Annotated in this window: 28 protein-coding genes; 7 read left to right on the top strand and 21 right to left on the bottom strand. The window is 36.2% G+C overall.

Annotated elements, in window-relative coordinates; all coding sequences use genetic code 11:
• Positions 1–24: 24 nt before the first annotated feature.
• A complete protein-coding gene (gene hemH, locus PFY09_RS08795; protein WP_271162158.1) occupies positions 25–1,047 on the bottom strand; it encodes a ferrochelatase in 1,023 nt (340 codons plus the stop codon).
• Positions 1,048–1,109: 62 nt separating this feature from the next.
• Positions 1,110–1,988, bottom strand: coding sequence for a NifU family protein (locus PFY09_RS08790; RefSeq protein WP_108411520.1), 879 nt, complete (start codon positions 1,986–1,988; stop codon positions 1,110–1,112).
• 153 nt (positions 1,989–2,141) lie between these two features.
• Here PFY09_RS08790 and PFY09_RS08785 point away from each other — a divergent pair, with 153 nt between their 5' ends.
• Positions 2,142–2,678: a gamma carbonic anhydrase family protein gene (locus PFY09_RS08785; RefSeq protein ID WP_076391009.1), complete on the top strand. Its 537-nt coding sequence runs from the start codon at positions 2,142–2,144 to the stop codon at positions 2,676–2,678.
• Positions 2,679–2,828: 150 nt separating this feature from the next.
• On the opposite strand, the gene PFY09_RS08780 is transcribed toward PFY09_RS08785, so the two are convergent.
• Positions 2,829–3,269, bottom strand: a complete 441-nt coding sequence (locus tag PFY09_RS08780) for a hypothetical protein (RefSeq protein WP_076390904.1) — start codon at positions 3,267–3,269, stop codon at positions 2,829–2,831.
• Between the two features lie 82 nt (positions 3,270–3,351).
• Between PFY09_RS08780 and PFY09_RS08775 the strand changes: the two genes are divergently transcribed.
• Positions 3,352–5,478: a helix-turn-helix domain-containing protein gene (locus PFY09_RS08775; protein ID WP_271162157.1), complete on the top strand. Its 2,127-nt coding sequence runs from the start codon at positions 3,352–3,354 to the stop codon at positions 5,476–5,478.
• A 131-nt stretch (positions 5,479–5,609) separates the two neighbouring features.
• Positions 5,610–5,981, top strand: a complete 372-nt coding sequence (locus PFY09_RS08770) for a hypothetical protein (RefSeq protein ID WP_271162156.1) — start codon at positions 5,610–5,612, stop codon at positions 5,979–5,981.
• Between the two features lie 57 nt (positions 5,982–6,038).
• Here PFY09_RS08770 and PFY09_RS08765 read toward each other — a convergent pair whose 3' ends face one another.
• The 5 genes from PFY09_RS08765 to PFY09_RS08745 all read right to left on the bottom strand — a co-directional run bounded on the left by PFY09_RS08765 (position 6,039) and on the right by PFY09_RS08745 (position 9,184).
• Complete coding sequence (locus PFY09_RS08765; RefSeq protein ID WP_271162155.1) at positions 6,039–6,476, bottom strand: hypothetical protein; 438 nt, start codon at positions 6,474–6,476, stop codon at positions 6,039–6,041.
• A gap of 60 nt (positions 6,477–6,536) precedes the next feature.
• Entirely contained in the window at positions 6,537–7,130 is a 594-nt protein-coding gene (locus tag PFY09_RS08760; RefSeq protein ID WP_271162154.1) for a hypothetical protein, read from the bottom strand.
• Positions 7,131–7,397: 267 nt separating this feature from the next.
• Positions 7,398–8,090 (bottom strand): endonuclease/exonuclease/phosphatase family protein, encoded by a 693-nt coding sequence (locus tag PFY09_RS08755; protein WP_271162153.1) that lies wholly within the window; start codon positions 8,088–8,090, stop codon positions 7,398–7,400.
• Positions 8,087–8,542, bottom strand: coding sequence for a hypothetical protein (locus PFY09_RS08750; RefSeq protein ID WP_271162152.1), 456 nt, complete (start codon positions 8,540–8,542; stop codon positions 8,087–8,089). Before PFY09_RS08750 ends, PFY09_RS08755 begins: the two co-directional genes overlap by 4 nt.
• Positions 8,543–8,554: 12 nt before the next feature.
• Positions 8,555–9,184, bottom strand: a complete 630-nt coding sequence (locus PFY09_RS08745) for a DUF2971 domain-containing protein (RefSeq protein WP_271162151.1) — start codon at positions 9,182–9,184, stop codon at positions 8,555–8,557.
• Positions 9,185–9,567: 383 nt separating this feature from the next.
• On the opposite strand from PFY09_RS08745, the gene PFY09_RS08740 reads away from it, so the two are divergent.
• Entirely contained in the window at positions 9,568–10,578 is a 1,011-nt protein-coding gene (locus PFY09_RS08740; protein ID WP_271162150.1) for an LLM class flavin-dependent oxidoreductase, read from the top strand.
• Positions 10,579–10,740: 162 nt separating this feature from the next.
• Here PFY09_RS08740 and PFY09_RS08735 read toward each other — a convergent pair whose 3' ends face one another.
• A complete protein-coding gene (locus PFY09_RS08735) occupies positions 10,741–11,055 on the bottom strand; it encodes a hypothetical protein (RefSeq protein ID WP_108409002.1) in 315 nt (104 codons plus the stop codon).
• 27 nt (positions 11,056–11,082) lie between these two features.
• Complete coding sequence (locus PFY09_RS08730) at positions 11,083–11,874, bottom strand: SDR family oxidoreductase (RefSeq protein WP_271162149.1); 792 nt, start codon at positions 11,872–11,874, stop codon at positions 11,083–11,085.
• Between the two features lie 124 nt (positions 11,875–11,998).
• On the opposite strand from PFY09_RS08730, the gene PFY09_RS08725 reads away from it, so the two are divergent.
• Positions 11,999–12,367 carry a winged helix-turn-helix transcriptional regulator gene (locus PFY09_RS08725; protein ID WP_271162148.1) on the top strand — a complete coding sequence of 123 codons (369 nt, stop codon included), beginning with the start codon at positions 11,999–12,001 and terminating at the stop codon, positions 12,365–12,367.
• Positions 12,368–12,489: 122 nt separating this feature from the next.
• Positions 12,490–13,611, top strand: a complete 1,122-nt coding sequence (gene ribB, locus PFY09_RS08720) for a 3,4-dihydroxy-2-butanone-4-phosphate synthase (protein WP_076390916.1) — start codon at positions 12,490–12,492, stop codon at positions 13,609–13,611.
• Between the two features lie 120 nt (positions 13,612–13,731).
• Here the strand turns inward: ribB and fmt are convergent, their stop codons facing one another.
• The 5 genes from fmt to folK form a co-directional block, all read right to left on the bottom strand.
• Positions 13,732–14,679, bottom strand: coding sequence for a methionyl-tRNA formyltransferase (fmt, locus tag PFY09_RS08715; protein WP_271162147.1), 948 nt, complete (start codon positions 14,677–14,679; stop codon positions 13,732–13,734).
• Positions 14,680–14,824: 145 nt separating this feature from the next.
• Positions 14,825–16,726 (bottom strand): RecQ family ATP-dependent DNA helicase, encoded by a 1,902-nt coding sequence (locus PFY09_RS08710; RefSeq protein WP_271162146.1) that lies wholly within the window; start codon positions 16,724–16,726, stop codon positions 14,825–14,827.
• Between the two features lie 79 nt (positions 16,727–16,805).
• The gene (locus PFY09_RS08705; RefSeq protein WP_271162145.1) at positions 16,806–18,266 is read right to left on the bottom strand and encodes an OmpA family protein; all 1,461 of its coding nucleotides are present in this window, start codon (positions 18,264–18,266) and stop codon (positions 16,806–16,808) included.
• A gap of 41 nt (positions 18,267–18,307) precedes the next feature.
• Positions 18,308–19,423: an OmpA family protein gene (locus tag PFY09_RS08700; RefSeq protein ID WP_271162144.1), complete on the bottom strand. Its 1,116-nt coding sequence runs from the start codon at positions 19,421–19,423 to the stop codon at positions 18,308–18,310.
• A 17-nt stretch (positions 19,424–19,440) separates the two neighbouring features.
• Positions 19,441–19,860, bottom strand: a complete 420-nt coding sequence (folK, locus tag PFY09_RS08695; protein WP_076390921.1) for a 2-amino-4-hydroxy-6-hydroxymethyldihydropteridine diphosphokinase — start codon at positions 19,858–19,860, stop codon at positions 19,441–19,443.
• 19 nt (positions 19,861–19,879) lie between these two features.
• Here folK and sppA point away from each other — a divergent pair, with 19 nt between their 5' ends.
• The gene (sppA, locus tag PFY09_RS08690; RefSeq protein ID WP_271162143.1) at positions 19,880–21,637 is read left to right on the top strand and encodes a signal peptide peptidase SppA; all 1,758 of its coding nucleotides are present in this window, start codon (positions 19,880–19,882) and stop codon (positions 21,635–21,637) included.
• A 78-nt stretch (positions 21,638–21,715) separates the two neighbouring features.
• On the opposite strand, the gene PFY09_RS08685 is transcribed toward sppA, so the two are convergent.
• The 6 genes from PFY09_RS08685 to lnt all read right to left on the bottom strand — a co-directional run bounded on the left by PFY09_RS08685 (position 21,716) and on the right by lnt (position 25,621).
• Entirely contained in the window at positions 21,716–21,985 is a 270-nt protein-coding gene (locus tag PFY09_RS08685) for a GlsB/YeaQ/YmgE family stress response membrane protein (protein WP_268055026.1), read from the bottom strand.
• Between the two features lie 63 nt (positions 21,986–22,048).
• Positions 22,049–23,002, bottom strand: a complete 954-nt coding sequence (ftsY, locus tag PFY09_RS08680; RefSeq protein WP_076390924.1) for a signal recognition particle-docking protein FtsY — start codon at positions 23,000–23,002, stop codon at positions 22,049–22,051.
• Between the two features lie 193 nt (positions 23,003–23,195).
• Positions 23,196–23,345: a DUF4295 family protein gene (locus PFY09_RS08675; RefSeq protein WP_065722020.1), complete on the bottom strand. Its 150-nt coding sequence runs from the start codon at positions 23,343–23,345 to the stop codon at positions 23,196–23,198.
• A 20-nt stretch (positions 23,346–23,365) separates the two neighbouring features.
• Entirely contained in the window at positions 23,366–23,548 is a 183-nt protein-coding gene (rpmG, locus tag PFY09_RS08670) for a 50S ribosomal protein L33 (protein WP_027379950.1), read from the bottom strand.
• Positions 23,549–23,551: 3 nt separating this feature from the next.
• Entirely contained in the window at positions 23,552–23,794 is a 243-nt protein-coding gene (gene rpmB, locus PFY09_RS08665) for a 50S ribosomal protein L28 (protein WP_002976757.1), read from the bottom strand.
• 192 nt (positions 23,795–23,986) lie between these two features.
• The gene (gene lnt, locus PFY09_RS08660) at positions 23,987–25,621 is read right to left on the bottom strand and encodes an apolipoprotein N-acyltransferase (protein WP_271162142.1); all 1,635 of its coding nucleotides are present in this window, start codon (positions 25,619–25,621) and stop codon (positions 23,987–23,989) included.
• Positions 25,622–25,663: the final 42 nt, after the last annotated feature.

Here is a 25,663-nt window from a genome sequence, read left to right as displayed (position 1 = left end):
ATTGTTCTTGAGATTTAAAAGGGACTATACCAGATAAAACTCATGAAGTTTTTCCTCGCAAAGTGTTTTTACCACTTCAATCCATCGGTCTTCATCATTAAGACACGGAATGTAATGGAAACCTTCTCCACCGCCGTGTAAAAACTGCTCTTTTCCTTCTACGGAAATTTCTTCCAGTGTTTCCAGACAATCTGAAACGAAAGCCGGACAGACAATGGCTAGGTTTTTTACCCCTTTTTTAGGAATGGTTTCAAGCGTTTCATCGGTATAAGGTTCGATCCATTTGTCTTTTCCTAATCTCGACTGGAAAGAAACAATGGTTTTTTCCTTCGGAAGATTCAGTTTTTCAATTACCAGATTGGTTGTTTTAAAACATTGGTGACGGTAGCAAAACGTATGACTCGGATTGCTTTCTCTGGAACAGCAGTCGTTCAGATTACATGTTTTCGTAGGATCGGTTTTATAAATATGTCTTTCCGGAACACCATGATAAGAAAACTGCAAAGCGTCGAAATTTTCAGGAAGTTTTTCTCTGATGCTTTCCGCTAAACAGTTGATGTAAATATCGCGATCGTAAAAAGGCTGGATATAATTGATCTTTACCTTCGGAAACTTCTGTTTTCTTACGTCTTCTGCTTTTTCCACCACCGTTTCTGTCGTGCTCATCGCATACTGAGGATACAGCGGGAAAAGTACAATCTCGGAAACTCCCTGATCTACCAGCTTCTGAATTCCTGCTTCAATACTCGGCTGTGCATATCTCATCCCGATTTCCACAGGAACATCCACCACTTTCTGAAGTTTCTTCTGAATTTTTTCTGTGATCACGATAAGCGGCGAACCTTCGTCCGTCCAAACCGTTTTATATGCTTCCGCAGATTTTTTAGGTCTTGTGTTCAGGATAATTCCCTGTACCAGAAGCGCACGGAAAAACCAGCGGTAATCGATCACTTTTTCATCCATCAGGAATTCATCCAGATATTCTCTTACATCATTTACTGCCGTAGATTTCGGCGAACCAAGATTTACTAATAAAATTCCTTTCATAAAATATAAATAATGAGCAATGGGTAACGAATAATTAAAATATTACTGATTGCTTATGTTTTTTATCCGTTTACAGCTTCCACTTTTTCTACTAAATCCGGAACAAACTGTTTTAAAATATTTTCAATTCCGCCTTTTAGCGTAGCTGTTGAGCTTGGACATCCTGAACAGGCACCCTGTAAAAGCATTTTTGCGGTTTTGTTTTCTTTGTCATATTCCATTAAAGAAATTTTTCCGCCGTCGTTTTCTACTGCAGGAGCCACGTATTCATTTAAAATGTCTGAAATTTTCTGTTCGTCGTCTGTATATTCTCTGTTGATGATTTTTTCAACCGGATTTTCATGCTTCTGGGCTTCAATATTTGAAATTTCGCCTCCGTTTTGCAGGTATTCTGCAATTAATGCACGAACCGTCATCATTACCTGATGCCATTCTACAGAATTATCTCTCGTAACTGCCACAAAATTATCGGATATAAAGACTTCCTTCGCAAAATCAAATTCATTGAAAATTGCCTGAGCTAAAGGAACGCCTTCTGCTTCATCTCTTGATTTTACTTCCACAAAACCTTCAAGCAGTAATTTGTTCGAAACAAATTTCATTACATTCGGGTTCGGAGTCATTTCCGCATAGATCTGGTACATTTCTTTTTTCTTCTGAAGATAAATTCTAGGGTTTGCAAGCAATTCGTCCTCAATTACATTTTTAAGGCTTTCTGCCACGTGTTCCCATTCTACCGTATCCTGTTTTGCAACTGCTACAAAATTTGCCGTGATGAAAATTCTTTCCACAAACGGATAATTGAAAAGCTCCTGAGCAATCGGAATTTCTGAAATATCTGAATCTCTGTCCAACTCCAAAGATCCCGGAATGAGGTTGTAATCTGCTACAAATTTCATCACTTTCGGGTTTTCGGTTGGCTCTATAAGTATCGTACGCATTTTTTCTTTAAATTTGAGATACAAAAATACGCAATTAGAAATAAGAAGCCGGAAGTTGGGAGTTAGATTTTTGCTATCACTGTAATTTACAATCTATGATTTCAATCGATCATTTTCAACTTGGCGCATTATAAAATTTTCAAAATAAAAAATATGGCACTTATAAAAGAACTTTTAGGGAAAGCCCCACAAATAGGAGAAAATACATTTTTAGCAGAAACAGCAACAATCATTGGTGATGTTACCATGGGAAAAGACTGCAGCATTTGGTATAACGCGGTGATTAGAGGAGATGTTCATTACATCAAAATGGGGAATAAAGTAAATGTTCAGGACAATGCAATGTTACACTGTACGTACCAGAAACATCCTTTGAATATCGGAAATAACGTATCTATCGGTCATAATGCTATTGTTCACGGATGTACCATTAAAGACAATGTGCTTATCGGAATGGGAGCAATTGTAATGGACGACTGTCTTGTGGAAGAAAACTCGATTATCGGTGCCGGTTCTGTGGTAACGCAGGGAACCCATGTGAAATCAGGAGAAGTTTGGGGCGGTGTTCCGGCAAGAAAAATTAAAGATATCAATTCGCAGCTTCTGGAAGGAGAAGTGAACAGAATTGCAGATAATTACGTGAAATATTCTTCATGGTATAAAGAAAACGTGAAAAACGTTGAAGGATAAACTTTAATTTGATGGTGAATGGTGAATTTTGCTTCGCAAGTAAATTTTTCACAGTAAATTTAAATTCATAAAAATAAAAAGCATTGCTGAAAATCCAGTAATGCTTTTTTGTCCTTAGTGAAATTCCTGATAGAATTTTATAATAGTTTTTTAATAAATCAGTTCGGCTTTGCCTTTTATACATTTAATTGCCGTTGGAGGATTTACCATCATGCAGTCCGACATAATTCCGTATTTCTGGTTAAATGCTTTTACTTTTTCAGTATAATCATCAATTCTGCTTAGAATACTTTTCTCCATTTTTTTAGGATAGGCAATGTACAGTTGAGGTCCGCCGCAGGATTTTGCACCCATCGGAGCGAAAGCCCATTCAGTTGCATCCGTACATTTTTCTTTCGTAACTTCAGATTCAATGGAAACCCGAATTCTGTCGAGCTGTGCCTGATCGTATTTCTGGCTGCTTTCATCGGCAGGTCTTTCTGCGATATCCTGAGGAAGATTTGCATTTGCTTCTTTTGCGGTTCCGCAGGAAACAAATACTACCGAAACACTGAATAAGACAGCAGAAATATAAGAAAGAGGTTTTAGCATAATAACTTTTTTCTGTTTCAAAATTTTCAAAACTTATGCCAAGATAAGGATTTTAAGTTTCATTTCCGTAATTTTGACGACGATGAACAATCATTTTTTTGACTTAATAGAACATACCAACCGAAGCGTATTTTTAACGGGAAAAGCAGGAACAGGAAAGACGACTTTCCTCAACGATTTTGTAAAACGTACCAGAAAAAAACACATCGTTGTTGCTCCTACAGGAATTGCAGCCATTAATGCAGGTGGCGTAACCATTCATTCTATGTTTGGACTGCCGCTGAGAACGTTTTTACCGACCACGGAAAGAATCGATACCAGTCTGGCAAATAATATTGCAGACCTGATGCCTCATTTCAAATACAGAAAAGATAAGCTTAAACTTCTGCGTGAAGTAGAAGTGATTATCATTGATGAGGTTTCCATGCTTCGATCCGATGTCCTGGATATGATGGATTTTTCTCTGAGGTTTATCCGTAGAAATAATCAGCGTTTTGGAGGTGTTCAGATGTTGTTCATCGGGGATTTGTATCAGCTTCCGCTTATTGTGAGGGATGAGCATATTCTTAAAATGTACTACAATTCGCCTTTCTTTTTTGATAGCCATGCGATTAAGGAAATTCCGTTGATTACGATAGAGTTAACCAAAGTTTACCGTCAGTCGGATGAAGATTTTCTTGCCATTCTTAATGCGATCCGAGACGGAGATACTGCGAATATAGATTTTGAAAGACTAAATGAAAGATATGATCCGGATTTTAATTCCGGAGATGAACCTTATGTTTACCTGTGTTCGCACAATAAAATGGCAGATGATATCAATCAGGAAAAGCTCGACGAAATAAAAGTAACGTCCAAAACCTACGAAGCGAAACTTTTTGGTGAATTTAAAGAGAACCAGTTCCCGAACGAACAGTTTTTAGACCTGAAAATCGGAGCGCAGATCATGTTTATCCGAAATGATATTTCAGGAGAAAAAAGATATTTCAACGGAAAACTGGGCGAAATTTCTGCTTTGGACGAAAACGAAATTAAAGTAATTCTGGATGGAAGCGAAAGGGAAATTACCGTAAAGCGTGAAGTCTGGGAACAGAAAAAATATTTTCTGGATACCGATAAGAACATCAAGGAGGAAGTTTTGGGAAGCTTTGAACAGTTCCCGATAAAACTTGCCTGGGCAGTTACCATTCATAAAAGTCAGGGTTTAACCTTTGACCGCGTGATTATCGATGCCGGAAAGAGTTTTACCGCAGGACAGGTGTATGTTGCTTTATCGCGTTGCCGTACTCTGGAAGGGATTGTTCTGAAATCTAAAATTACACCCGAAGTTATCTTTAAAGACAACAGAATCCTTCATTTTCATTCCGATACAGTTGCGAATGATCAGGTTGATAAGATTTTAAATAACGAAAAATACGATTACAGCATCAGGAAAGTACTTCGTGCGGTCGATTCTCAATGGCTTTTAAAAGAAATTGAAGACTGGAATAATCTTTCAATCGTAACGAAAAGTCTGGATCATCTTAAAACGAAGCAATTATATAATCAGTTAAAACCTGAAATCGTTAATCTCGGCAAGATATTCGAAAAACTGGAAAGGGTTATTTCCCAAAAGGTGAATAATTTCATTGAGCAGAAAGAAGAATGGTCTGAAATTGAAAGCAAAACCAAAGGTGCGGTGAACTTCTTTTTTACTGAAATCAGAGATAAGGTTTTCAGTCCGCTGAAAGATTTTTATGCTGAAATTAAAGGCACAAAAGGTCTGAAACAGTATAACGAAGATTTCCGCGTATGGCTGGAAGATATTGAAGAATATTTAAACAGTTTAAAGGAAATTCACTTGCTGGAAACCAAGCTTCTGGATGAGATCAACAACAAGGAAGTGACTATGAAAGTCGCAAAAGTTCCGTCTCAGGTTCTCACGTTCCAGTTGTTTGAGCAGGGAAAAACCATCGGGGAAATCGCTCTGGAAAGAGGTTTGGTGAAAGAAACCGTGATCGGTCATCTCGCGAAATTTGCCGAACAGGGATTGCTCGATATTTCAAGAGTGGTCACTTCAGATAAAATAAAAGCCTTTGAAGATATTTTCTACAAAGATCCCAAAGAAACTTTAACGGAGTGGAAAAATGTTCTCCCAAGTGATTTTGAATTTAATGAAATCAGGATTCTGATCAATCATTTTAATTATCTGAAGGAGAAGAATCAATAAATATTGCTGATGTATAAATCACAAACCTAACAGGTTTTTAAAACCTGTTAGGTTTTTTTATCATAATTTTTTTTTGGAAGAATAAATTCCTGATGAATTTTTGTATTTTTAGGTGTTAAATCCTCATCACAATGAAATATCTATTTACTTTTTTGTTTGCATTCTTGCTGAATGCAGATCACGATTCCAAATTCAATTACGATCTGCTCATTGGTTCATGGTCGCAGAAATCCATTGCGAACAGCAATTCTACCGGAATATTCACCTTTAAAAAAGACAGTACGGCAAGTCTTGAAATGATCGATCAGGCTTCCAACGGAATGATTGGCGGAATGACCGGTCCTTATAAAATTGAAAAAACCAAAGGAAATCTGAAAATTACGTTACTGGGAAAAGAAAAAACATTTGAAATTCAGGAACTGACTAAAGATGTTTTGGTGATTCAGAATAAAATGGAAGGTAAAGAAAAACAGGTATTTAAACGGTATACCGAAGAAAAATAAAAGTTTTCTGAGAAGAACTAAAAACGGTCAGCAATTGATAAAATTACTGACCGTTTTTTATTTATTCAGCATATCCTGATTTACACGATAGCCTACAATTTTGATATCGCCGTTTTCATCTTTTTCCAGAGTGAAGGTCTCCTGTGTTTTTTCAGCACCTCTTTTCACATCGTAAACGAAAAGATATTCACTTTTGGGATTGCTGCCTTTTACAACCAGTGTTTCCCAGTGAGAAAGATTATATTCCTCAACCGGACCTATTTGCCCTGTTACATTTAAAAGTTCTATAAGTTTTTCTTTACTCGTTACGCTGAAAAATTTTTCTCCAAACAGCTTATAAATGTCGTCCTGATTTCCACCGTATCGGATTTCCCAATAAAACTTCTGCGGCACTTTTTCACCATCGGCTTTGTCGGATTCCCGGTCTTTGTAAAACTGGTTGAAGTTACAGCTTAGTAATAGAAAGGATAAAAGAAGTAGATAAATACTTTTCATGTTAAATTATTTTTTTTAATCGTTATATGTGATTTTCTTATGTTTAATTTTTTTGAAAATTTAATAGTAATGATATTGAAAATGCTGTGCACATCGAAGATAAAATAGATTCGTAATTAAGAGGTCAGCTTCGTTAACAAATTCATTTAACTTCTGAATCCGCTCCGTTTTTTCCTGCTCTGTGGATTCTTTGTCAATTTTAACTTCGTCGTCGATCATTTGTCTCAGAGACTGTATGTAAAGCTTCTTTTGTTTTGAAATATCATATTCATCTTTGGATTGACTGTTATCTGATTCAGAATGAAGATAGACAGCATATTCAGCATCTGCAACAAGGCGGGATTGCTGATGCCCGAAAAAAGTTCCGCCATTCGCGAGATAAGCAAATATCGAATTGATAGCAGAGTAAATTCTTATTAATTTTTTGCGATGTCGGGCATTCTTTTCTACTCCGTTCTTTTGTGCCAAAAAATAAGCGTACAGATTATAATACTGATCTTGTCCGGCTTCACTGCTGAAATCTGAATCGAAATTTCGGTAAGTAATATCTGGACTTTGGATTAATTCATCGAAAAATTCAGGGTGATTATCGACTATTTTGTTGAAATCTTGTCTGCTCAGTTTTAATGAAAAATCATTTTCATTACGTATCACTACAGTATCGAGTGTTGTATAATGTTTTGAATTTAAATTTTTTATTTTTTGACTTTCATATTTTTTCTGTTTATCTTCAGCAATCTTTGAAAAAATATTCGTGTTTGCAGTCAGTGAATCTTTGTTTTCAGTTGTCTCTTTTACAATTTTGTTTTTTCACAGCTTATAATGAATAAAAGCAGTAAGATTACACTTTTCTTTTTCACCGTTTAGTTTTTAGAATAATAAAGATATAACATAAATGGCATATATTAAATAGTAGAGAATTTAAATTTTTTTCACCGAAATAGAAACACCTTTATGATCACTCATCACATTTTTATCCACAAAAATTCCGTACTCTGTATCGTCTGAAAAACCTTTGGGAATGATAATGTGATCAATATTTTCTTCAATTTCTGAGGTAGAATTGATTAAGTTTAATTCTTTAAATAGACTTTTTAAAGTTTCCGTTGTGCTGGAACTGATTGAAAATCGTTCTTCTTCTTTTCGGAAGGATGTATTAAAATCGCCAACGATAAAAATATTTTTGTTCTCAGCTTCAATTTTTCGGCAATCGCGAATGGTATTCTGCAATTCTATATCCACAAAAGGTTTTCGGTTAAACCAAGTTCCGATAATGGTACAGTAGAATACGATCTTTCCCAATTCTGTTTCAAATTCCAAAGCGAGATTGGTTTTATCATCCGTCACATCATATTTTTTCGAATATGGAATTTTAGAGTATAAAACTGTCCGGAAAGCTTTTTCTCCTTTTAAATATTCTGAATAATTGAGATTTTCATAAACAGTGTTTTCAGGAATTGGCAAACAGAGATATTTATACGGGAAATTTTGAAGATCAAGATCAATGGCTTCAGTAAGAATAAGGAAATCGAAATCAAACTGATTGAGAAATTCTGCGGTTCCTGAAGATTTCTTTTTTCTTGCCCAATCGATGTTGAGGGTTGCAATTTTCAATAATCTCTGTTTAAAATTAATTTCCGTTGATTGTTGTCATAATAACTTGCATGAAGACTTGTATCTTTGAAGAATATTTCTTCATTTTCTATTTCATTAAATCTTTGCTTATCAGTTTTTACAAAATCAATTACCGTAAATGTGTTTTCATCTAAAATGGTGAAATCAACAAGTTTTAAATATTCAGGAACAGATTTCCTGTCGATCATAATCTTTCCGCCGCCAAGTTGATGTCTGTCCTGTCCATTTTTCTTCACTCCGGAAACCCAATATTCTTCGCCCGTTTCAATATCAAAATGATTTCCTGAAATGCCGGGAATTTTAAGTTTTTTAAGAGCCTTATTATTGAAATATACCGTTTGTCCGGATTTTGAAAATTCAACCACACCAATCCATGCGAATCCGTGATGACCGGAAGATTTGTTTTCGATATATCTTATTTTTGATTTCATGGCTTTTGAGATTTATTTTAAATCAGAGTATTTAATTTCTTTTTTTAGATTGTATTTTTGAAGTAAATCTGAAATTATATCGAAAAACCACTGCGGAGCTTTTGGACTTACTATAATTTCTTCAATTAGAGTGTTAACATCAACATCTAAATATTTTCCAAATTGATTTTCTTCTTTTGACCAATCATACTCTAGTCCAGATTCAAAAGGTACTTTATAAATCAATCTTATTTCTTTTTCGTAATCATAATGAATACTCTTATGAATTATAGGATAATTCATATTTCCTAATTGCATTTTATCTTTTTTATAATCAAGATATTTAATTTCACTTAACTGTATTTGTTCATCAGTGTCTCGAAAAGCAGTTTTTAATCTCTCAATACTAGTTTTTATCATAACTCCTTTGGATAAATCTGAATAAATTTTCCACAATGCATATGATTCTGAATTGTATTTATTCCAACAAGAAACACAAACTAATTTTTTATATTTCTCTTTGGCTTCTTTTTCTTCAGATATTGTTTGTTCTACATGCTCTTCAACACTAGTGCTAATAATATCTAATAAATGATTTTTAGTAAAATATGTATACCATTCTTTATAATCTTTAGCTTGTAAGTTCAGGAACTGTTCCTTCATAGTTATCTTCAAATTTATCTAGTCGAGAAAAGTATAGTCTATTTGTTTGAATTAGTGAAAGAAACTTGACTAAATCTAAATATCTTACCATTTTATAATTATCTGAAGGAAAATATACTGGAGCAGTTTTAGTTGTGGGTATTTCAATTGGCATTGTAGTTTTTTAGTAAATATAAATAATTTTAAACCTAAAGCTATAGAGAATTTAAAATTTAATAAGTTTTAGTTATTCATAGTTTTTCCCTGAACCTCACCATTAATCCTATCGATTACAAAAAGTAACTAATGCAGTTTATTAGTCTTATCTTTGCTGCGTAAAAATTTAAAATAATGAAACCGACAAAAGTTTTATGAAATGCTTTTGTCTAACAAAATATCCCGATATGAAAAATTTTGAAATATCAGTATTGGATCTTGCCCCTGTAAAGCAGGGAAAAACTGTTCATGATACCTTTCAGGACAGCTTATCTTTAGCCAATCATGCTGAACATTTAGATTATAAAAGATTCTGGCTTGCCGAGCACCACAATATGGAAAGCATTGCCAGTTCTGCAACCTCCGTTCTGATTGGTTTTATCGCCAACGGAACAAAAAAAATAAGAGTCGGTTCCGGAGGAATTATGCTTCCGAACCACAGTTCATTAGTCATTGCCGAGCAGTTCGGAACCCTTGAATCCCTATTTCCCGGAAGAATTGATCTTGGTTTGGGAAGAGCTCCCGGAACAGATGGTTTAACCGCTCAGGCTTTGGGAAGAAATCCTGCAATGATCAATCAGCAGTTTCCAAGACAGATTTTAGAATTACAGAAATATTTTTCCGAAGAAAACCGTGATGCCTTGGTTCGTGCAATTCCGGGAGAGGGACTGGATATTCCGATGTATATTTTAGGTTCCAGTACAGACAGTGCTTTTTTGGCAGCAGAATTGGGACTTCCGTATGCTTTTGCGGGGCATTTTGCGCCGGAGCAGATGGAAATGGCTTTCAATATTTACAGAGAACATTTTGAACCGTCAAAATACTTAGACAAACCTTACATCATTGCCTGTGTAAACGGAGTTGCAGCAGAAACTTCGGAAGAAGCTCATAAAATGTCCACAACATTGTTTCAGGCTTTTATTAATATTATCCGAAACGATAGAAAGCCTTTTGCGCCGCTTATTGATGATATGGACGACATCTGGTCGCCCATGGAAAAATCTATGGTGTTGCAAAAACTGAGATATACTTTTATCGGAAATCAGAGTGAAATCGAAGAAAAGCTGAAAAGTTTTCAGGAAAAATTCAATGTGGATGAACTGATGATTAATTCCCACATTTACGATCATCAGAAAAGACTGGAATCATACAGTATTTTCAGAAAAGCTAAAAATTCCCTATTGGTCGAAGCGAACTAGCATAAAAACTTCTTCAATAGGTTAACAGAAAATAAAAAAGAGTCCGTCTCAGAATGTATGAGAACAGACTTTTTTATCGTTTTTCTTGAATTCCTTACGGATGATCTTTAAACAAACGCTTTCAATTTCTTGGTTTCATGTAAGAGCTTATTATTGTAGCTTTTATACGATTTTCAGCGATTGAATCAATCCGTTCTCAAACTCGTAATGATAAGTCAAAACAATCGGACTTCCCGGAAAATTGCCCGAGACTTCGGCTTTCAGTTCCTGTTTGGTTTCTGAATAGTCTAAAGGTTTCATAGTTGCTTGAAATTCTTTGTTGGCTTTATCTATCCAGTTTTCGATTTCTATTTTCCCGTGATATGTTTTTCCTTCGTCAAAAACGACGGCTGCTTCGGTAAAGCAGTTGGTATAAGCTGTACTGTCAAAATTGTCCTGTGCTTTTACTAAATCGGTGATTACTTTTGGTAAATTCATTTTTTTTTATTTTTTATGATGATTATATTAAATAGTAGGAATGGTTCCGCCATCAATTACGAATTCAGTTCCTGTAAGATAGGCTGCTCTTGGTGAAACTAAGAACCCAACCAGTTCGGCAATTTCTTCGGGTTGTGCAGGTCTGCCAAAAGGTATTCCGCCCAATGCGTCCATTACACTTTGTGTTGCCTGTTCTTTTGTAATGTTTGAGCTTTCTGCAATACGATCCATCATTTTTTCGGAAGCACTTGTCATGATCCAGCCCGGTGAAACGGTCAGAACCCTTACTCCTTTTGCCGCAACTTCATTGGATAAACTTTTGCTGTAATTAATTAATCCTGCTTTTGCCGCCGCATAAGGCAAAGTAGAATCGTAAAGCGGCAATCTGCCCTGTATGGAAGCAATATGAATAATCACACCACTTTTTTGCTCAAGCATTTTCGGTAGAAATCCTCTGTCTAAACGGACGGGAGCCAATAAATTGGTTTGAATAGACAGTTCCCAGTCTTCATCGTTCAGAACCGCAAAACCATACTTTTGTTTCGGAACCCCCAGATTATTAACCAGAATATCCAGCCTTCCAAATGTTGCTAGAACTTCTTCCACCACTTTTTCGGTTCCTGTTGCCGTACTTAAATCTGCTGAAATGAAATAGTGGTTGTCATCAGAGATTTCCGGTGGGTTTCTTGCTGTGATAATTACTTTTGCACCTGCGTTTGAAAGCCGTTCTGCAATCGCTTTTCCGGCTCCTTTTGTTCCTCCTGTTACCAAGGCTGTTTTACCTGATAATTCGTTATTGAAATTAAAATCCTGTTTCATTGCTAAAATCTTTAGGACAAAGTTCAGACTTATGTACAGTCCTTACAAGTACGGAAATACGATTCATATAGGGATAAATTTTTCCCCTATTGTACATTTTGGAACATAGGTTTAACTTTGTGTAATGTATGAGAGAAAAGTTTTACCCAATCTGAATTGTGGTTTGGATCTTATTGGCGAAGTATTGTACGGAAAATGGAAAATCCGTTTACTGTGGTTCATTAATGAAGGTTATTTGCGTCCCAGTGAACTGCAGCGCAAAATACCCGATGCAACAAGACGGGTGTTGAATATTCAGTTAAAAGAACTCGAAGAGCACGAATTAATTATCAGAAAAATTTATCCTGTTGTACCGCCCAAAGTAGAATACAGCCTTACTGAACTGGGAAAAACGCTGATTCCTGTAATTTCTGCATTGGGAAATTGGGGAGACAAGAATGAAGAGCATTTACGATCAGTTATTTTAAAGCGTTTGAACTCCGAAAATAAATAATGTGTTTTTTAAACTTAAATCCGGAAATATTTACAACTCTGTGTTCGGCAGATAATAAAGAGTTTATATTATTGGCGATGCTTATTTTTATGAGTATCTTTGCACAAATTTAAAAAGTAAAAATGTCTGATATTAAGTTAAATACTATTCCAGAGGCGATAGAAGACCTTAAAAATGGTAAAATAATCATAGTAGTGGATGATGAAGACAGAGAAAACGAAGGCGATTTTCTTTGTGCAGCAGAACTTACAACACCGGAAATTATCAACTTTATGGCGCTTCACGGAAGAGGGCTTATCTGTATGCCGCTTCCCGAAAAAAGATGTGATGAGCTTGGTCTTGAAGTAATGGTAAGCCGAAGCAGCGATCCGAAAGAAACAGCTTTCACCGTTTCTGTAGACCTTTTAGGAAACGGAACTTCCACAGGAATTTCTGCAAGCGACAGAGCGAAAACCATTCTGGCTTTGATGGATGAAAAATCTAAACCGACAGATTTCATGCGTCCCGGTCATATTTTCCCATTGAGAGCAAAAAAAGGAGGTGTTCTGAAAAGAGCAGGACACACAGAAGCTGCAATTGATTTAACTTGTCTTGCCGGTTTAAAAGAAGGAGGCGTAATCTGTGAAATCATGAATGAAGACGGTTCTATGTCGCGTTTGCCGGAGCTTTATGCTTTTGCACAGAAACACGATATGAAAATTGTTTCCATTGAAGATCTAATTCATTATCAGCTTAAAAAAGGAAATCTTATTGAGAGAATTGAAGAAAGAAAAGTAAAAACGGCTTACGGAGATTACGATTTCTTTGCTTTCAGAGAAACTTCCAACGATCAGATCCATTTTGCTTTAACGAAGGGTTCCTGGACTGTTGATGAGCCTGTTTTGGTAAGAGTTCAGTCATCAGATTCTTATTTTGATGTGTTAACGAGATTAAATAACGGCGAAAAACCTCAGTTGGAAAAAGTAACCTCAATGGTGAATGAAGCTGGAAAAGGAGCCATTGTTTTCATTAATAATGTTTCAAGCTCTGAAAATACATTAAGAAAGCTTCAGCAATTCCTTAATTATCAGGACGGACAACAGCAACATCCGACTTTGGCATTCAACTACAGAGATTACGGAATCGGAACACAGATACTGAAAAATCTCGGAATTAATAAATTTAAAGTAATCACTCAGAATCCTAATGTAAAACCGCAGGTTGGCGGATATGACGTTGAGGTAACGGAAATGGTGCAACTATAAAATGCGAATTGTGAATGGTCAATTTTGCTCTGCAAGTGAATTTTTACAATGTTAAAATTGATAATGAAATGAATTCACTGTTGACAATTCACTTCGACGAAATAAAAATGGCTTGAGAAATCAAGCCATTTTTATTTCGTCGAAATTCCTGAAACCGTTCAGAAAATCTTTGATGTTCATTCTCTTTTTTCCTTCAAGCTGTAATTCTGATGGAAAATATTCTCCGTCTTGGGTGTAGATCTTAAATTCATTTTTAGAAATTTCCAGACTTCCGGCTTTTTTTCCATGATCTGAAATTTCAAATTTTCCACCGAAAATTTTAAGTCCTTTTTCTTCTTCGCCTATTTTTAAAGTGGTGAATGCCGCAGGATAAGGAGACATACCCAAAATAAACTGATGAATTTCTTTCGAATTTTTCGTCCAGTCGATTCTTGTATCTTCTTTAAAAATTTTAAACGCATTTTTCGGATGCTCAACTTCCGGCTGCGGTTTTTCGGTAATTGAATTTTCTGCCAATCCGTCTAATGTTCTTACCACAAGTTCAGAGCCCATTTCCATGAGTCTGTCGTGAAGACTTCCCGCATTTTCATCCGGTAAAATAGGGAGTTCTTCCTGAAGCAGAATATTTCCCTCATCAATTTTTTCGTTGATAAAAAACGTTGTAGCTCCGGATTTTTCTTCTCCGTTGATAATTGCGTAATTGATGGGTGCTGCACCTCTGTAATCGGGAAGTAAGGAAGCATGAAGATTGAATGTTCCCATTTTAGGCATTTCAAATAAAACTTTCGGCATCATTCTGAAAGCGACCACCACAAAAACATCGGCTTCCAGTTTTCTTAATTCCTCTAAAAATTCGGGATTTCTCAGTTTTTCAGGCTGAAAAACAGGAAGATTATTTTCTACGGCAAAAACTTTTACCGGAGACTGATTGATTTTCTGTCCGCGTCCGCTCGCTTTATCCGCAACCGTTACAACGCCTACAACTTCGTGATGAGAATGATGAATCGCTTCCAGAGAAGCTTTGGCAAACTCCGGAGTTCCTAAAAATACAACTTTCAATGATTTCATAGTGCAAAGATAAGGTCTTTGATGAAGGATTGAAAGATTTGGTTTTAAAATTGAGAGTTGGTATCAGAAAAATGTCATACTGAACTCAACGAAGTATCTCAGTTAAAATGCCAATTCCGTTATTTTTAAGAGATGAGAAAAGATCTTACGCCAAAGCATACGTTCTGAAATTCAGCATTTTTACTTTTCCGGTATCCAGAAGAAAAATTAAATTTTCCAGAATATTCTCTTTGGAATGATAGCTGAGCTGAATAGAGAGTTCTTCAATCGTTGCCGGTCTTTTACTCAGCAAATTGAGGATCTGCTGGGAAATGTTTTTCCCGAAAATCGACTGTTTGTTTCGTTCACATACCGAACATTGTCCGCAGTTTTTAGCATTTTTTTCACCAAAATAGTTCAAAATGAGCTTCATTTTACAGTATTTATCATCTTCGATGTAAAATTTCATCTCTTCCCACTTCTGGATTTTATTTTTCTGAATATGTTCAAAAAGTTTCCAGTAAATGGATCCGTTTAATCTTTCGTCTCTTGGTTTTAAAAATTTAATGCTCGATAAAGCACCGTCAATATATTCCACATAGCCTTTTTGTTGAAGTTCTTTTAATCTTTCTTTGATCAATTCCACACTGGATCCGATTTTTCCACTTACCTGATGTTCGCTGAACATCACTTTATGTGTAGTAATTCCGGAAATGGTACGAAGCATCAGTTCTAAAAAATAGGCATCTTTTCTGGGCAACTGATCAATTTCATGGGCTTCCATTAATAGCTGAAGCGATGAAAGACTTTTATGTTCGTTGAAATAAATTATTTCCTGATTGTGAAGAAAATTGAGAACATTTCTGATCTTCGCATTGGAAAGTTTCGTGAAATTATAAATTCCGTTGATATTTAGTTGAAAAACTTTTTCCGGAAGCTCAAATTCGGCAACCTGAAAAATAGAGTAGAGGTAGGTAACGATTTTTAGAAATTCAGCTTTATTGGGAATCTGGTTTTTTAAAATCTGATCAAAATTTAAAAGTTCCTGCTTATTCCAAAGCAGAAATGCGAAACTTTCTTTTCCGTCTCTTCCGGAACGCCCGATTTCCTGATAATAATTTTCAATGGAAGGAGCAGGAGAGTAGTGCAGTACAAAACGGACATTATCTTTATCAATTCCCATCCCGAATGCATTGGTGGAAATTAAGACATGATTATTGCTTCTGTTCCATACTTCCTGTTTCGTGTTTTTTTCTTTCGTGGATAAACCTGCGTGAAAATAATCTACATTTTTAAGCTGATTTTTTTTCAGAAATTCACTGAGGAGTTCGGCTTCTTTTCTTGTTCTCACATAAACAATTCCTGCTTCATTCGAGAATTTTAAAATATCATATACTTTCTGAAATTTATCCGAAACTTCTTCCATGAAAATTTTAATGTTATCTCTTTTAAAACTTTTCTGAAAAACCTGCGGATTTTTTAGTTCCAGTTTTAATTTTATTTCCTCCAAAACTTTTGGCGTAGCAGTTGCCGTTAAAGCCAGACAAGGAATTTTAGGGTTTTTTTTTCTGAATTCTTTGATATTCTGATAACTCGGGCGGAAATCCTGTCCCCATTCTGAGATACAGTGCGCCTCATCAACTGCGATGAAAGACAGTTCGATTTCTTCAATATTTTGGAGAAACTGCTTGTTGGTGATTCTTTCAGGAGAGACATACAGCATTTTTGTTAGTCCTTCTTTGCATCGGTCATAGATATTTTCTGCATCATACTCATCCAGTTCCGAAGAAAGATATTCTGCTTCAATTCCTCTTGATTTCAATTGGTTTACCTGATCTTTCATCAGTGCCAATAAAGGAGAAATGACCAGACAGGTTCCTTCTTTTAATAAGGCGGGAAGCTGATAACAAAGAGATTTTCCGGCTCCGGTTGGCAACAGGACAAGAGTATCTTTTTCATTAATAACAGAATCGATAATCGCTTCCTGAGAATCGCGAAAACGATCATATCCCCAAAAATGTTTCAGGGTTTTAAATTTTAACTCTTGAAAATCTTGCTGAGAAATCATAGGATAAAAGTAATAAAAGTATTCTGACAAAAAAAGCCACGCAATGCATGGCTTTTATATATTTAATAATAAATTTTTATTATTTAGCTTCGAAGTAAACTCTTCTGTTTGCTCTGTTTTTCCATTCAGGACATTTAGTAGCAGGGTCGCATTCAGGATATTTAAGGTCTTTTTCACCTCTACCTACTGCGTTAAGTTTACCGGACTGAACTCCGTTTTTAATTAAATAATCTTTTACGTTGTTCGCTCTTCTTTCAGAAAGTTTTTGGTTGTATGCATCAGAAGCTCTCGTATCTGTTGCTCCAACTACCGTGTAAGATCCACTGGAAGAATTAATGTAATTTACTGCGTTGTTAAGAATTGGAGTGTTAGAAGGTAAAATTCTGTCTGAATTCAGATCAAATTCAATTCCTTCCAGAGTTCTTGTAGAATCAGTTACAGGTCCAACCGGAGTAGGAGCTGTTGTAGGACAGCCTTGGTTTTCAACTGGTCCCGGAACGGTTACACACTTATCATATAGATCGATTACACCGTCAAGATCAGTATCAAGAGCTACACCCGCACCGTCCACTCTTGCACCTGCAGGAGTATCAAGCTGTCTGTCCCAATCGTCGCAAACACCGTCGTTATCAAGATCTCCTTTTTTACAAACTTCAATATCCTGGTTTTTATTAGCCAAAACATCTAATTTATAATAGATCTCCTGAAGCGGATCGTGCCACATTAAATGAGATTCGTGTTTTCCAAGTTTTAAAGAAACCCCTAAAGTAGCGTTGAAGAAGTTATCAGAAACCTGCTCTTCACGCTGGTTGATCGTGCTGTATTTGTCTCCTCCACCGTCAAATTCATCATCACCGGTAACGGCATACATTACTCTACCTTCGATATCGATTCTTCTGTTTACTTTAAATTTCACACCGGCACCTGCCTGAGCAAACATAGATCCAAGTTGGAACGGCTTGATTTCCGTTGCCAATCTTTGTCCTTTATCATCTTTCTGATAAGCTCTGTAGGCTAAAGTTCCAATACCTGCATATCCATGTAAAGCCCATCTGTAAGGAGAATGGTTATCCACTCTTCTGAATAGGTTTGAGAAGTTAATGTCTCCTAATAATGAGATTGCATCATATTGCGTTCTTGCAGCTACACGTTGATACGCTGAAGCGTCAGAAGGCGCAGAATCTTTTGTATTAAACCATCCCTGTCTTGTTTCTCCTCTGTCGTATTGTAAATTAAGACCGAAAGCATGAGTAATGGCTTTATCAATACTTACATATGCAGAATAACCAAAAAGGTTTTTACCGTTTCCGCTTTTTATAGATGTTAAGTCTGCAGATTGAACTAATGGTACACCAGCACCGAAAGAGATTGCCCAATCGTTAAATCTTTTAGATTTATTGGTAAACGGGGAAACATTTGCAGAGCCCGAAGAAAACGTATTTGGATATTGTCCGTTTGAAACTACTGCAGTTGAGTCCTGTGCAAAGGCAACTGTAGGAACAGTAAGTGCTAATGCAACAATTGCTAAACTTAATTTCATAGTGTATTTTTTATTTAGTTAATTAAATGATTTAGTTATAATTATTTGGCTGTAGTAGGACAACCTTGGTTTTCTACCGGTCCCGGAACCGTTACACACTTATCGTATAAATCGATTACGCCATCCAGATCCATATCTAAAGCAACTCCGGCTCCGTCTACTCTTGCTCCTGCAGGAGTATCAAGCTGTCTGTCCCAATCGTCGCAAACACCGTCGTTATCAAGATCACCTTTTTCACATACTACAAGTTCTGTGCTTTTATTTTCCAAAACATAGGTTCTGTAATATGCTTCCTGTAAAGGATCATGCCAAGCAAGGTGAGAATTGTGTTTTCCCAATTTGAAAGAAACTCCCAGATTCACCGTCCATGCGTTATCAGATCTTCTTTTATCAAGCATATTATACTTTGAAACTTTTGAAGTAACATCGTAATCTGCAGGACCTGCATTACCACCACCGTCGAATTCGTCGTCTCCACTGATGATGTACATTGTTCTGGCTTCAATGTCGATAAGTTTTGAAACTTTATATTTCAAACCTGCACCAATCTGATAATAGATTGAGTTGATGTCTAACTTTTGATTGATGAATAAAGGAATTCTTGCGGGAGTAGTGCTCCATCTGAATTCATTATTATCATACAAAGAAGTATTGAAATTCATTAAACCAACACCTGCATAACCATGTAGTGCCCATCTGTAAGGAGAATGATTGTCTACTCTTCTTAAAAGGTTAGAAAAGTTTACATCTCCCATTAAAGCAATCTGGTTATATTTCGTTTTTGCTTCTGCAACTCCGGCAGCTACACCTGCAGCTCCTTCAAGCTGTCCTCTCTGATTGGTTTCCCCTCTCTGATAGATAAGGCTGATTCCTACAACATGGGTAATCTGTTTGTCTAAACTTACATATGAATTGTATCCCCAGTTGATTTTTTTATCTGTAATAGACTTCAGATCAGAATGCACCATAAAGGCTGCACCTCCACCTACTGATACAGACCAGTCGTTGAATCTTTTAGCTTTTGTGTCGAAAGGTTGAACATTGGCAGAACCAGAAGAAAATGTATTGGGATACCTATCATTTGAAGTAACAGCTATACTATCTTGTGCGTAAGCAGCAATAGGCAACGTAGCCAATAATAATAAACCTAATTTCATACAATATGTTTTATGTTTTATTTGATAAAATTGCTTAATAATATTTTTGAAAATTCTCTTTCAAAAAGATGCTTTTTGTGAGGGATTTCCAATCTTTCTGAGACAAATTTTAATTCATTGTACGTAACGATATCTATGTCTATTACTCTATCAGAATATCCTCCTGAAGCTTTAGAATCGTTAGCTCTTCCCATTTCTTTTTCAATACTTTTAACAAAATCAAGCAGTTGAATCGGCGAAAGACGAGTAAACATTATCAGTGCAATATTACAAAAAATATTAGAACTGGCAAATTCTACGGGGTCAGATATTAAAAATTCACTTAATTGTAATATTTCATTTTCACCGGTTTGCAGTTTTTCTATGGCTGTTTCCAGATTTTTTTTTTGATCTCCAAGATTACTTCCGAGTAACAAAACGACTTTATGTTGCGACATATCGTAAAATGATTGATTTATGAAAAGTTTTTTTAAAAATGTACTGGCAAATATAGTGGCTATTGTCATTTTAGGCGCTGTGTTTTTCTTCTTTTTCATCATCATGCTGGTGTTCAGCGCGATGGGAAGTGAGAAATCTGTGGTTGTAAAGAAAAATTCTGTCCTTACGATTAATTTAAAAACCAATATAATAGACAGTCCTACAGAGGAACAGAAAGGGCTTTTTAATATTAGCGATCAGACTAAAAATGTTTTGATTTATGATGCCATCGAAGCCATCGAAAAAGCAAAAACGGATGATAATATTAAAGGAATAAGTATTGAAGCCGATTATTTAAATGCAGGAATTACCCAGATTGACGATCTCAGAAATGCTATTCAGGATTTTAAAAAGAGCGGAAAATTTGTTTATGCTTATGGAAATACGGTTTCTCAGGCAGCTTATTATTTAGGATCGGTTGCAGATCAGTATTATCTTAATCCTTCGGGAATGATCGAGCTTAAAGGTCTGGCAACGGAAGTCGCTTTTTATAAAGATTTTGCCGACAAATACGGAATCGGGATTGAAGTTATCCGTCACGGAAAATTTAAATCTGCGGTTGAACCTTTTTTAAGAAATGATATTTCTCCGGAAAATAAAGAGCAATTAAGCACACTTTTAAATGATATCTGGAAAAACACTTCTTCAAGAATGGCGGTTTCAAGAAAAATAGATACGGCACAGTTCAGAACGGTGGTCGACAGTTTGTATGGAATGATTCCTGATTTAAGTTTAAAATATAAACTGGCGGACAAATTAATTCAGAAAACAGAATACGATCAATTAATTAAATCGAAATTAAATTTAGCAGGAGAAGATAAGCTGAATAAAATTTCTTTAGGAAAATACATTGCTTCTTATTCAGACGATGAAAAATCGGGAGACAGAGTAGCGGTTTTGTATGCTTCAGGTTCCATTAACGGTGGAGACGATTATAATGATATCCATTCGGAAAAATACATTAAATACATCAAGGAACTTCAGGATAACGATAAAGTAAAGGCGGTTGTTTTCAGAATTAATTCTCCGGGAGGAAGCGCAAATGCTTCGGATGAGATTTTATTTGAACTTCAGCAGTTGAAAAAGAAAAAACCATTAATTGTATCTTTTGGTGACTATGCCGCTTCAGGAGGATATTACATTGCAATGGCGGCAGATAAAATTTATTCGGAACCTAATACACTTACAGGATCTATCGGAGTTTTCGGAGTAATTCCTTACTTCAAAGATATTGCGAATAAAAACGGAATCCGTTCCGATATTGTTTCTACGAATGCGAATTCTCAATATTATTCTTCTTTAAACGGAGTTACGCCTTACGGAGTAAGCTTAATTACCAGAAGTGTGGAAGGAACTTATAAAAGATTCGTGCATTTTGTAACGCAGAACAGAAAACAGACTTTCGAACAGATCGACAGTGTAGGTGGAGGAAGAGTATGGAGCGGAACCAGAGCCAAACAGATCGGTCTTGTAGATGAATTGGGAACATTGAATGATGCCGTGAAATTTGCCGCTCAGAAAGCCGGATTAAAGTCTTACGCAGTTTCTTCTTATCCTAAAAGCATGACGCCTTTCGAGCAGATTTTTAAAGATCTTAATGAAGAGGATATCTCTGCAAGAGTGGTGAAGAATAAAATCGGAAAAGCAAATTATGAACTTTTAGAGCAGATCGTGGAAGAAAGAAAGCTGCAGTCTGAAGTGAAAATGGAAATGCCTTACCAGATTAAAATCAACTAACTAAATTATATATTGTACAAAGAAACGGCGGATTTGAATTTCAAATCCGCCGTTTTAATTTTTTATGGCTAATCAAACTTAGCTTTTCTTTGTAATCATTCCGTAAATCCACAGAACGATTAAAGCGCCTCCCACTGAAAAAATAATGGGCCAGAAGTGAAACATTCTTTCATCACTTGCTCCGCCGCCGCCAAATATGGCATTGGCAATAAACCCGCCGACAAAAGCTCCGATGATTCCTAAAATACAGGTCATTAGCCAACCCATATTTTGTTTGCCAGGCATTATCATTTTAGCCAAAGCACCTACAACCAGTCCGAAAATAATCCAAAGAATAAATGTGAACATAATAATTATTTTTTTAAAATTAGTGTTAATAGATACAGCTAATTTATAAAAAAATATGAGCTGTTATCTTTTTTTGAAAAATGAATCTACAAACTCCGTACCATTAAACAACTGCAGGTCCTGCATCTTTTCTCCGACACCTATATATTTCACAGGAATCTGGAACTGGTCTGAAATCCCGATAACAACTCCTCCTTTCGCTGTTCCGTCTAATTTTGTTACCGCTAAAGCATTAACTTCCGTAGCGGCTGTAAACTGTTTTGCCTGTTCAAAAGCATTCTGCCCGGTAGAACCGTCAAGAACCAGTAAAATCTCATGAGGCGCATCCGGAATAACCTTCTGCATTACTCTCTTGATTTTAGAAAGCTCATTCATTAAATTGATCTTGTTGTGAAGTCTTCCTGCCGTATCAATAATAACCACGTCTGCATTTTGGGCAACGGCACTCTGTACCGTATCAAAAGCAACGGAAGCCGGATCTGAGCCCATCTCCTGCTTTACGATAGGAACTCCGACTCTCTGGCTCCAGATCACCAGCTGATCTACTGCAGCGGCTCTGAAGGTGTCTGCAGCGCCTAAAACCACTTTCTTTCCTTCCGTTGTAAACTGGTGTGCCAATTTTCCGATGGTAGTTGTTTTTCCTACCCCGTTTACGCCGACAACCATAATAACGTAAGGTTTCTTGGAGGCATCGATGTTTCCGGTTCCGGCGTGAGGATTTTCAAGCAGAAGACCTGAAATTTCTTCACGGAGGATTTTATCAAGTTCGTTTACGCCGACGTATTTGTCTCTTGCAACGCGCTCTTCAATTCTTTCTATAATTTTGATGGTGGTAGATGCGCCAACGTCGGAAGCAATCAGGATTTCTTCAAGATCATCAAGAACTTCATCATCTACTTTGCTTTTGCCGACTACGGCTTTTGTCATTTTTTCAAAGAAACCCTGGCTGGATTTTTCCAATCCTTTATCTAACGTTTCTTTTTCTTCTTTTTTAAAAATATTTTTAAACCAACTCATCTTATGAATTATGGAATTTAATGTTTATGATGGAAGTAAGGAGATGGAGACCTGAAGTTTAAAACCTGGTTTTTAAGTTTTATGGCGAACTTCGAGCATCCGGCTTCTGACCTTCCAGCTAGATTAAAAGCAAAGATAACAAAAAAACTACCCAAAATATGAGTAGTTTTTTATATTGTAAATAAAGTGGAGATTATTTTTTCAAATAACCGTCAACTTCGTCTGCATTCATTACTTTTTCTTCGAAAACGTAAGCTCCTGATTTAGAAGACTTCACCATTTTCACAACTTTGGTCATTTTTTTAGACCCGGTTTGTAGGGTTGCTACTACTTTCTTTGCCATGGTAAATTATATTTTATAAATTACTTGATTTCTTTGTGAACTGTAACTTTCTTAAGAACAGGATTGTATTTTTTCAATTCCAATCTCTCTGTAGTGTTCTTTTTATTTTTAGTAGAAATGTATCTTGACATTCCCGGCATACCGCTCTCTTTGTGCTCTGTACATTCAAGGATTACTTGAACTCTGTTTCCTTTTTTTGCCATGATTTAGTTCTTTTTTATCAATCCGTTTCTAGTCGCTCTTTCAATAGCTTCCTCGATTCCAATTTTGTTAATCACTCTCAATCCATGAGCTGATACTTTCAGTGTTACGTGCTTATCCTGCTCCGGAAGGTAAAATTTCTTCTCTAATAAGTTAATTTCAAAACGACGCTTCGTTTTGTTATTAGCGTGAGAAACGTTGTTACCAACCATTGCACGCTTTCCTGTTATTTGGCAAATTCTTGACATATCTCGATGTTCTTATTTGTACTATAATATTTGAGTGTGCAAAATAACGAAGAATTTTTCAGATAGACAAATCTTTTACAAAATTATTTATAAATAACTTATGTATTAATCATTCAGATTTCATGTTAATATCACTCACAGTACGCATTGGCTTCAGGAATGATATATTTCATATTCCCGAAATAATAATTTTTAAGCCTTCTTTGTCTTTCTCTGAAACCAGCGGATTAAAAAATAAAACAGCAGAAATCCTAAAGCAAAAACGGAGAATCTGGATAAAAGATCTCCTGATCTTGTATAAAAAGTCATCCCGTCATACAGGTTTATTTTAGAAAATAAAGCGGTTTTATCGCCGTAAAAAGTATCTTCCATGATTTCCCCTTTCGCATTAATATGAGCGGAAATCCCGCTATTTGCAGCTCTTGCAATTTCTCTTCGGGTTTCAATGGCTCTTAATTTTGCGTAGGAAAGAAGCTGTTTATGCCCTTCTGTAACGCCCCACCAAGAATCGTTCGTCATGATGGCTAAAAAGTTCGCGCCTTTTTTTACATACTCTCCCGTAAATTCTCCGTAAATACTTTCATAACAGATGATCGGAGCAATTTTTCCTTTATTGAAAGGATTTGAAAAAGCAACCCTTTCTTTATCGGTTCCCAGAGAAGCAACCGTTCCGCCCAGATTAATCATTGCATCACCCAGAAGTGGCTTCAAATAATTCATGTAAGGGAAAATTTCTACACCCGGAACCAGCTTTCCTTTGTGGTAAACTTCTACTTTCTGATTCGGAATAACCTGCACCGCCGAATTGAAACTTTCCACCCAAAGTCCTGTGTGAATCTGATACGCTTCTTTTGGCAGATTGTTTTCATTTGTAAAAAAACGATGCGAAGAAATTCCTGTTGCGAAAACCGAACCCGGATGTTTGGCTAAAAATCCTTTAAGATTGTTTAAAATAACACTCTTTTCAAAAGCGGTTTCCGAAATAGAACCTCTTCCCGGAAGCGCGGTTTCGGGAGCGATGTAATAGTCTATTTTTGTTTTGGAATTTCTTTCTGCAAGGCTTAGAAGATCGTTTTCAATCGTTAAGCTGTCCTGCGTGTATTTTTCTGCATACGGATCCAGATCAGGCTGAAGCATCAGTACATTGACATTTCCGATTGGTTTTTCGTCAAAATTATTATATTTCACCACAGAAATAACCATCGGAATAATGATTAAAGCTGCAACAATGGATGTGTTTTTAATGAGTTCTTTTCTTTTTCTTCCTGCTTCCCAGATTCTGATTGTATAGAAAATCAGGACGTTAATTAATAAAATCCAGAAACTTCCACCGGTTGCTCCTAAAGTATCGTACCATTGAATAAGTTTAGGATAGTCAGAAAAAACATTTCCGAGATTCAGCCATGGCCAAGTTAATTCCCATCCTAAATGGAACTTTTCAAAGCTCATCCAGATCGCGATCAGAAATCCTAAACCCCAATATGTTCCCTGTGCATTTTTGTACCAGTGATAGCATTGGAAAACCAATGAATACAGGAAAGAATTTACCAGAACCGGAAATACAACCGCCATCATAGAATGGCTTCCGTCCGGATTTTTTGAACCATAAAGCCATCCTGTTGTTACTACATTCCAGATCACAAAACAGAGGTAGGAAAGTCCGAAAACCACCCAGCTTTTTCTGTTGTAATCTGAAAATTTGGAGACGCCGTGTTCCATCATCAAAAGCGGAACAAGCGCAAAAAATATAAAAAACGGAACGCCGTAAGTAGGCCACGAAACGGACAAAAGCATCGCTGAAATGAGCGTAAGTAAAACGTATTTCATTAAATTGATTTAACATACAAATTTAATGTTTTTGAAATGAAT

The sequence above is a fragment of the Chryseobacterium gambrini genome, from assembly GCF_027920505.1.
Taxonomy (GTDB): domain Bacteria; phylum Bacteroidota; class Bacteroidia; order Flavobacteriales; family Weeksellaceae; genus Chryseobacterium; species Chryseobacterium gambrini.
This window is presented reverse-complemented; position numbering and strand designations above follow the sequence as displayed.

Coding starts and splice junctions, on each gene's coding strand:
- PFY09_RS08725 (WP_271162148.1), top strand. CDS start 11,999: ATGTATGAGAGAAAAGTTTTACCCAATCTGAATTGTGGTTTGGATCTT.
- PFY09_RS08675 (WP_065722020.1), bottom strand. CDS start 23,345: ATGGCAAAGAAAGTAGTAGCAACCCTACAAACCGGGTCTAAAAAAATG.
- ribB (WP_076390916.1), top strand. CDS start 12,490: ATGTCTGATATTAAGTTAAATACTATTCCAGAGGCGATAGAAGACCTT.
- PFY09_RS08765 (WP_271162155.1), bottom strand. CDS start 6,476: ATGAAAAGTATTTATCTACTTCTTTTATCCTTTCTATTACTAAGCTGT.
- lnt (WP_271162142.1), bottom strand. CDS start 25,621: ATGAAATACGTTTTACTTACGCTCATTTCAGCGATGCTTTTGTCCGTT.
- PFY09_RS08710 (WP_271162146.1), bottom strand. CDS start 16,726: ATGATTTCTCAGCAAGATTTTCAAGAGTTAAAATTTAAAACCCTGAAA.
- hemH (WP_271162158.1), bottom strand. CDS start 1,047: ATGAAAGGAATTTTATTAGTAAATCTTGGTTCGCCGAAATCTACGGCA.
- PFY09_RS08735 (WP_108409002.1), bottom strand. CDS start 11,055: ATGAATTTACCAAAAGTAATCACCGATTTAGTAAAAGCACAGGACAAT.
- PFY09_RS08775 (WP_271162157.1), top strand. CDS start 3,352: ATGAACAATCATTTTTTTGACTTAATAGAACATACCAACCGAAGCGTA.
- PFY09_RS08700 (WP_271162144.1), bottom strand. CDS start 19,423: ATGAAATTAGGTTTATTATTATTGGCTACGTTGCCTATTGCTGCTTAC.
- PFY09_RS08705 (WP_271162145.1), bottom strand. CDS start 18,266: ATGAAATTAAGTTTAGCAATTGTTGCATTAGCACTTACTGTTCCTACA.
- fmt (WP_271162147.1), bottom strand. CDS start 14,679: ATGAAATCATTGAAAGTTGTATTTTTAGGAACTCCGGAGTTTGCCAAA.
- PFY09_RS08780 (WP_076390904.1), bottom strand. CDS start 3,269: ATGCTAAAACCTCTTTCTTATATTTCTGCTGTCTTATTCAGTGTTTCG.
- PFY09_RS08685 (WP_268055026.1), bottom strand. CDS start 21,985: ATGTTCACATTTATTCTTTGGATTATTTTCGGACTGGTTGTAGGTGCT.
- PFY09_RS08740 (WP_271162150.1), top strand. CDS start 9,568: ATGAAAAATTTTGAAATATCAGTATTGGATCTTGCCCCTGTAAAGCAG.
- folK (WP_076390921.1), bottom strand. CDS start 19,860: ATGTCGCAACATAAAGTCGTTTTGTTACTCGGAAGTAATCTTGGAGAT.
- PFY09_RS08790 (WP_108411520.1), bottom strand. CDS start 1,988: ATGCGTACGATACTTATAGAGCCAACCGAAAACCCGAAAGTGATGAAA.
- PFY09_RS08745 (WP_271162151.1), bottom strand. CDS start 9,184: ATGAAGGAACAGTTCCTGAACTTACAAGCTAAAGATTATAAAGAATGG.
- sppA (WP_271162143.1), top strand. CDS start 19,880: ATGAAAAGTTTTTTTAAAAATGTACTGGCAAATATAGTGGCTATTGTC.
- PFY09_RS08750 (WP_271162152.1), bottom strand. CDS start 8,542: ATGAAATCAAAAATAAGATATATCGAAAACAAATCTTCCGGTCATCAC.
- ftsY (WP_076390924.1), bottom strand. CDS start 23,002: ATGAGTTGGTTTAAAAATATTTTTAAAAAAGAAGAAAAAGAAACGTTA.
- PFY09_RS08770 (WP_271162156.1), top strand. CDS start 5,610: ATGAAATATCTATTTACTTTTTTGTTTGCATTCTTGCTGAATGCAGAT.
- rpmG (WP_027379950.1), bottom strand. CDS start 23,548: ATGGCAAAAAAAGGAAACAGAGTTCAAGTAATCCTTGAATGTACAGAG.
- rpmB (WP_002976757.1), bottom strand. CDS start 23,794: ATGTCAAGAATTTGCCAAATAACAGGAAAGCGTGCAATGGTTGGTAAC.
- PFY09_RS08730 (WP_271162149.1), bottom strand. CDS start 11,874: ATGAAACAGGATTTTAATTTCAATAACGAATTATCAGGTAAAACAGCC.
- PFY09_RS08785 (WP_076391009.1), top strand. CDS start 2,142: ATGGCACTTATAAAAGAACTTTTAGGGAAAGCCCCACAAATAGGAGAA.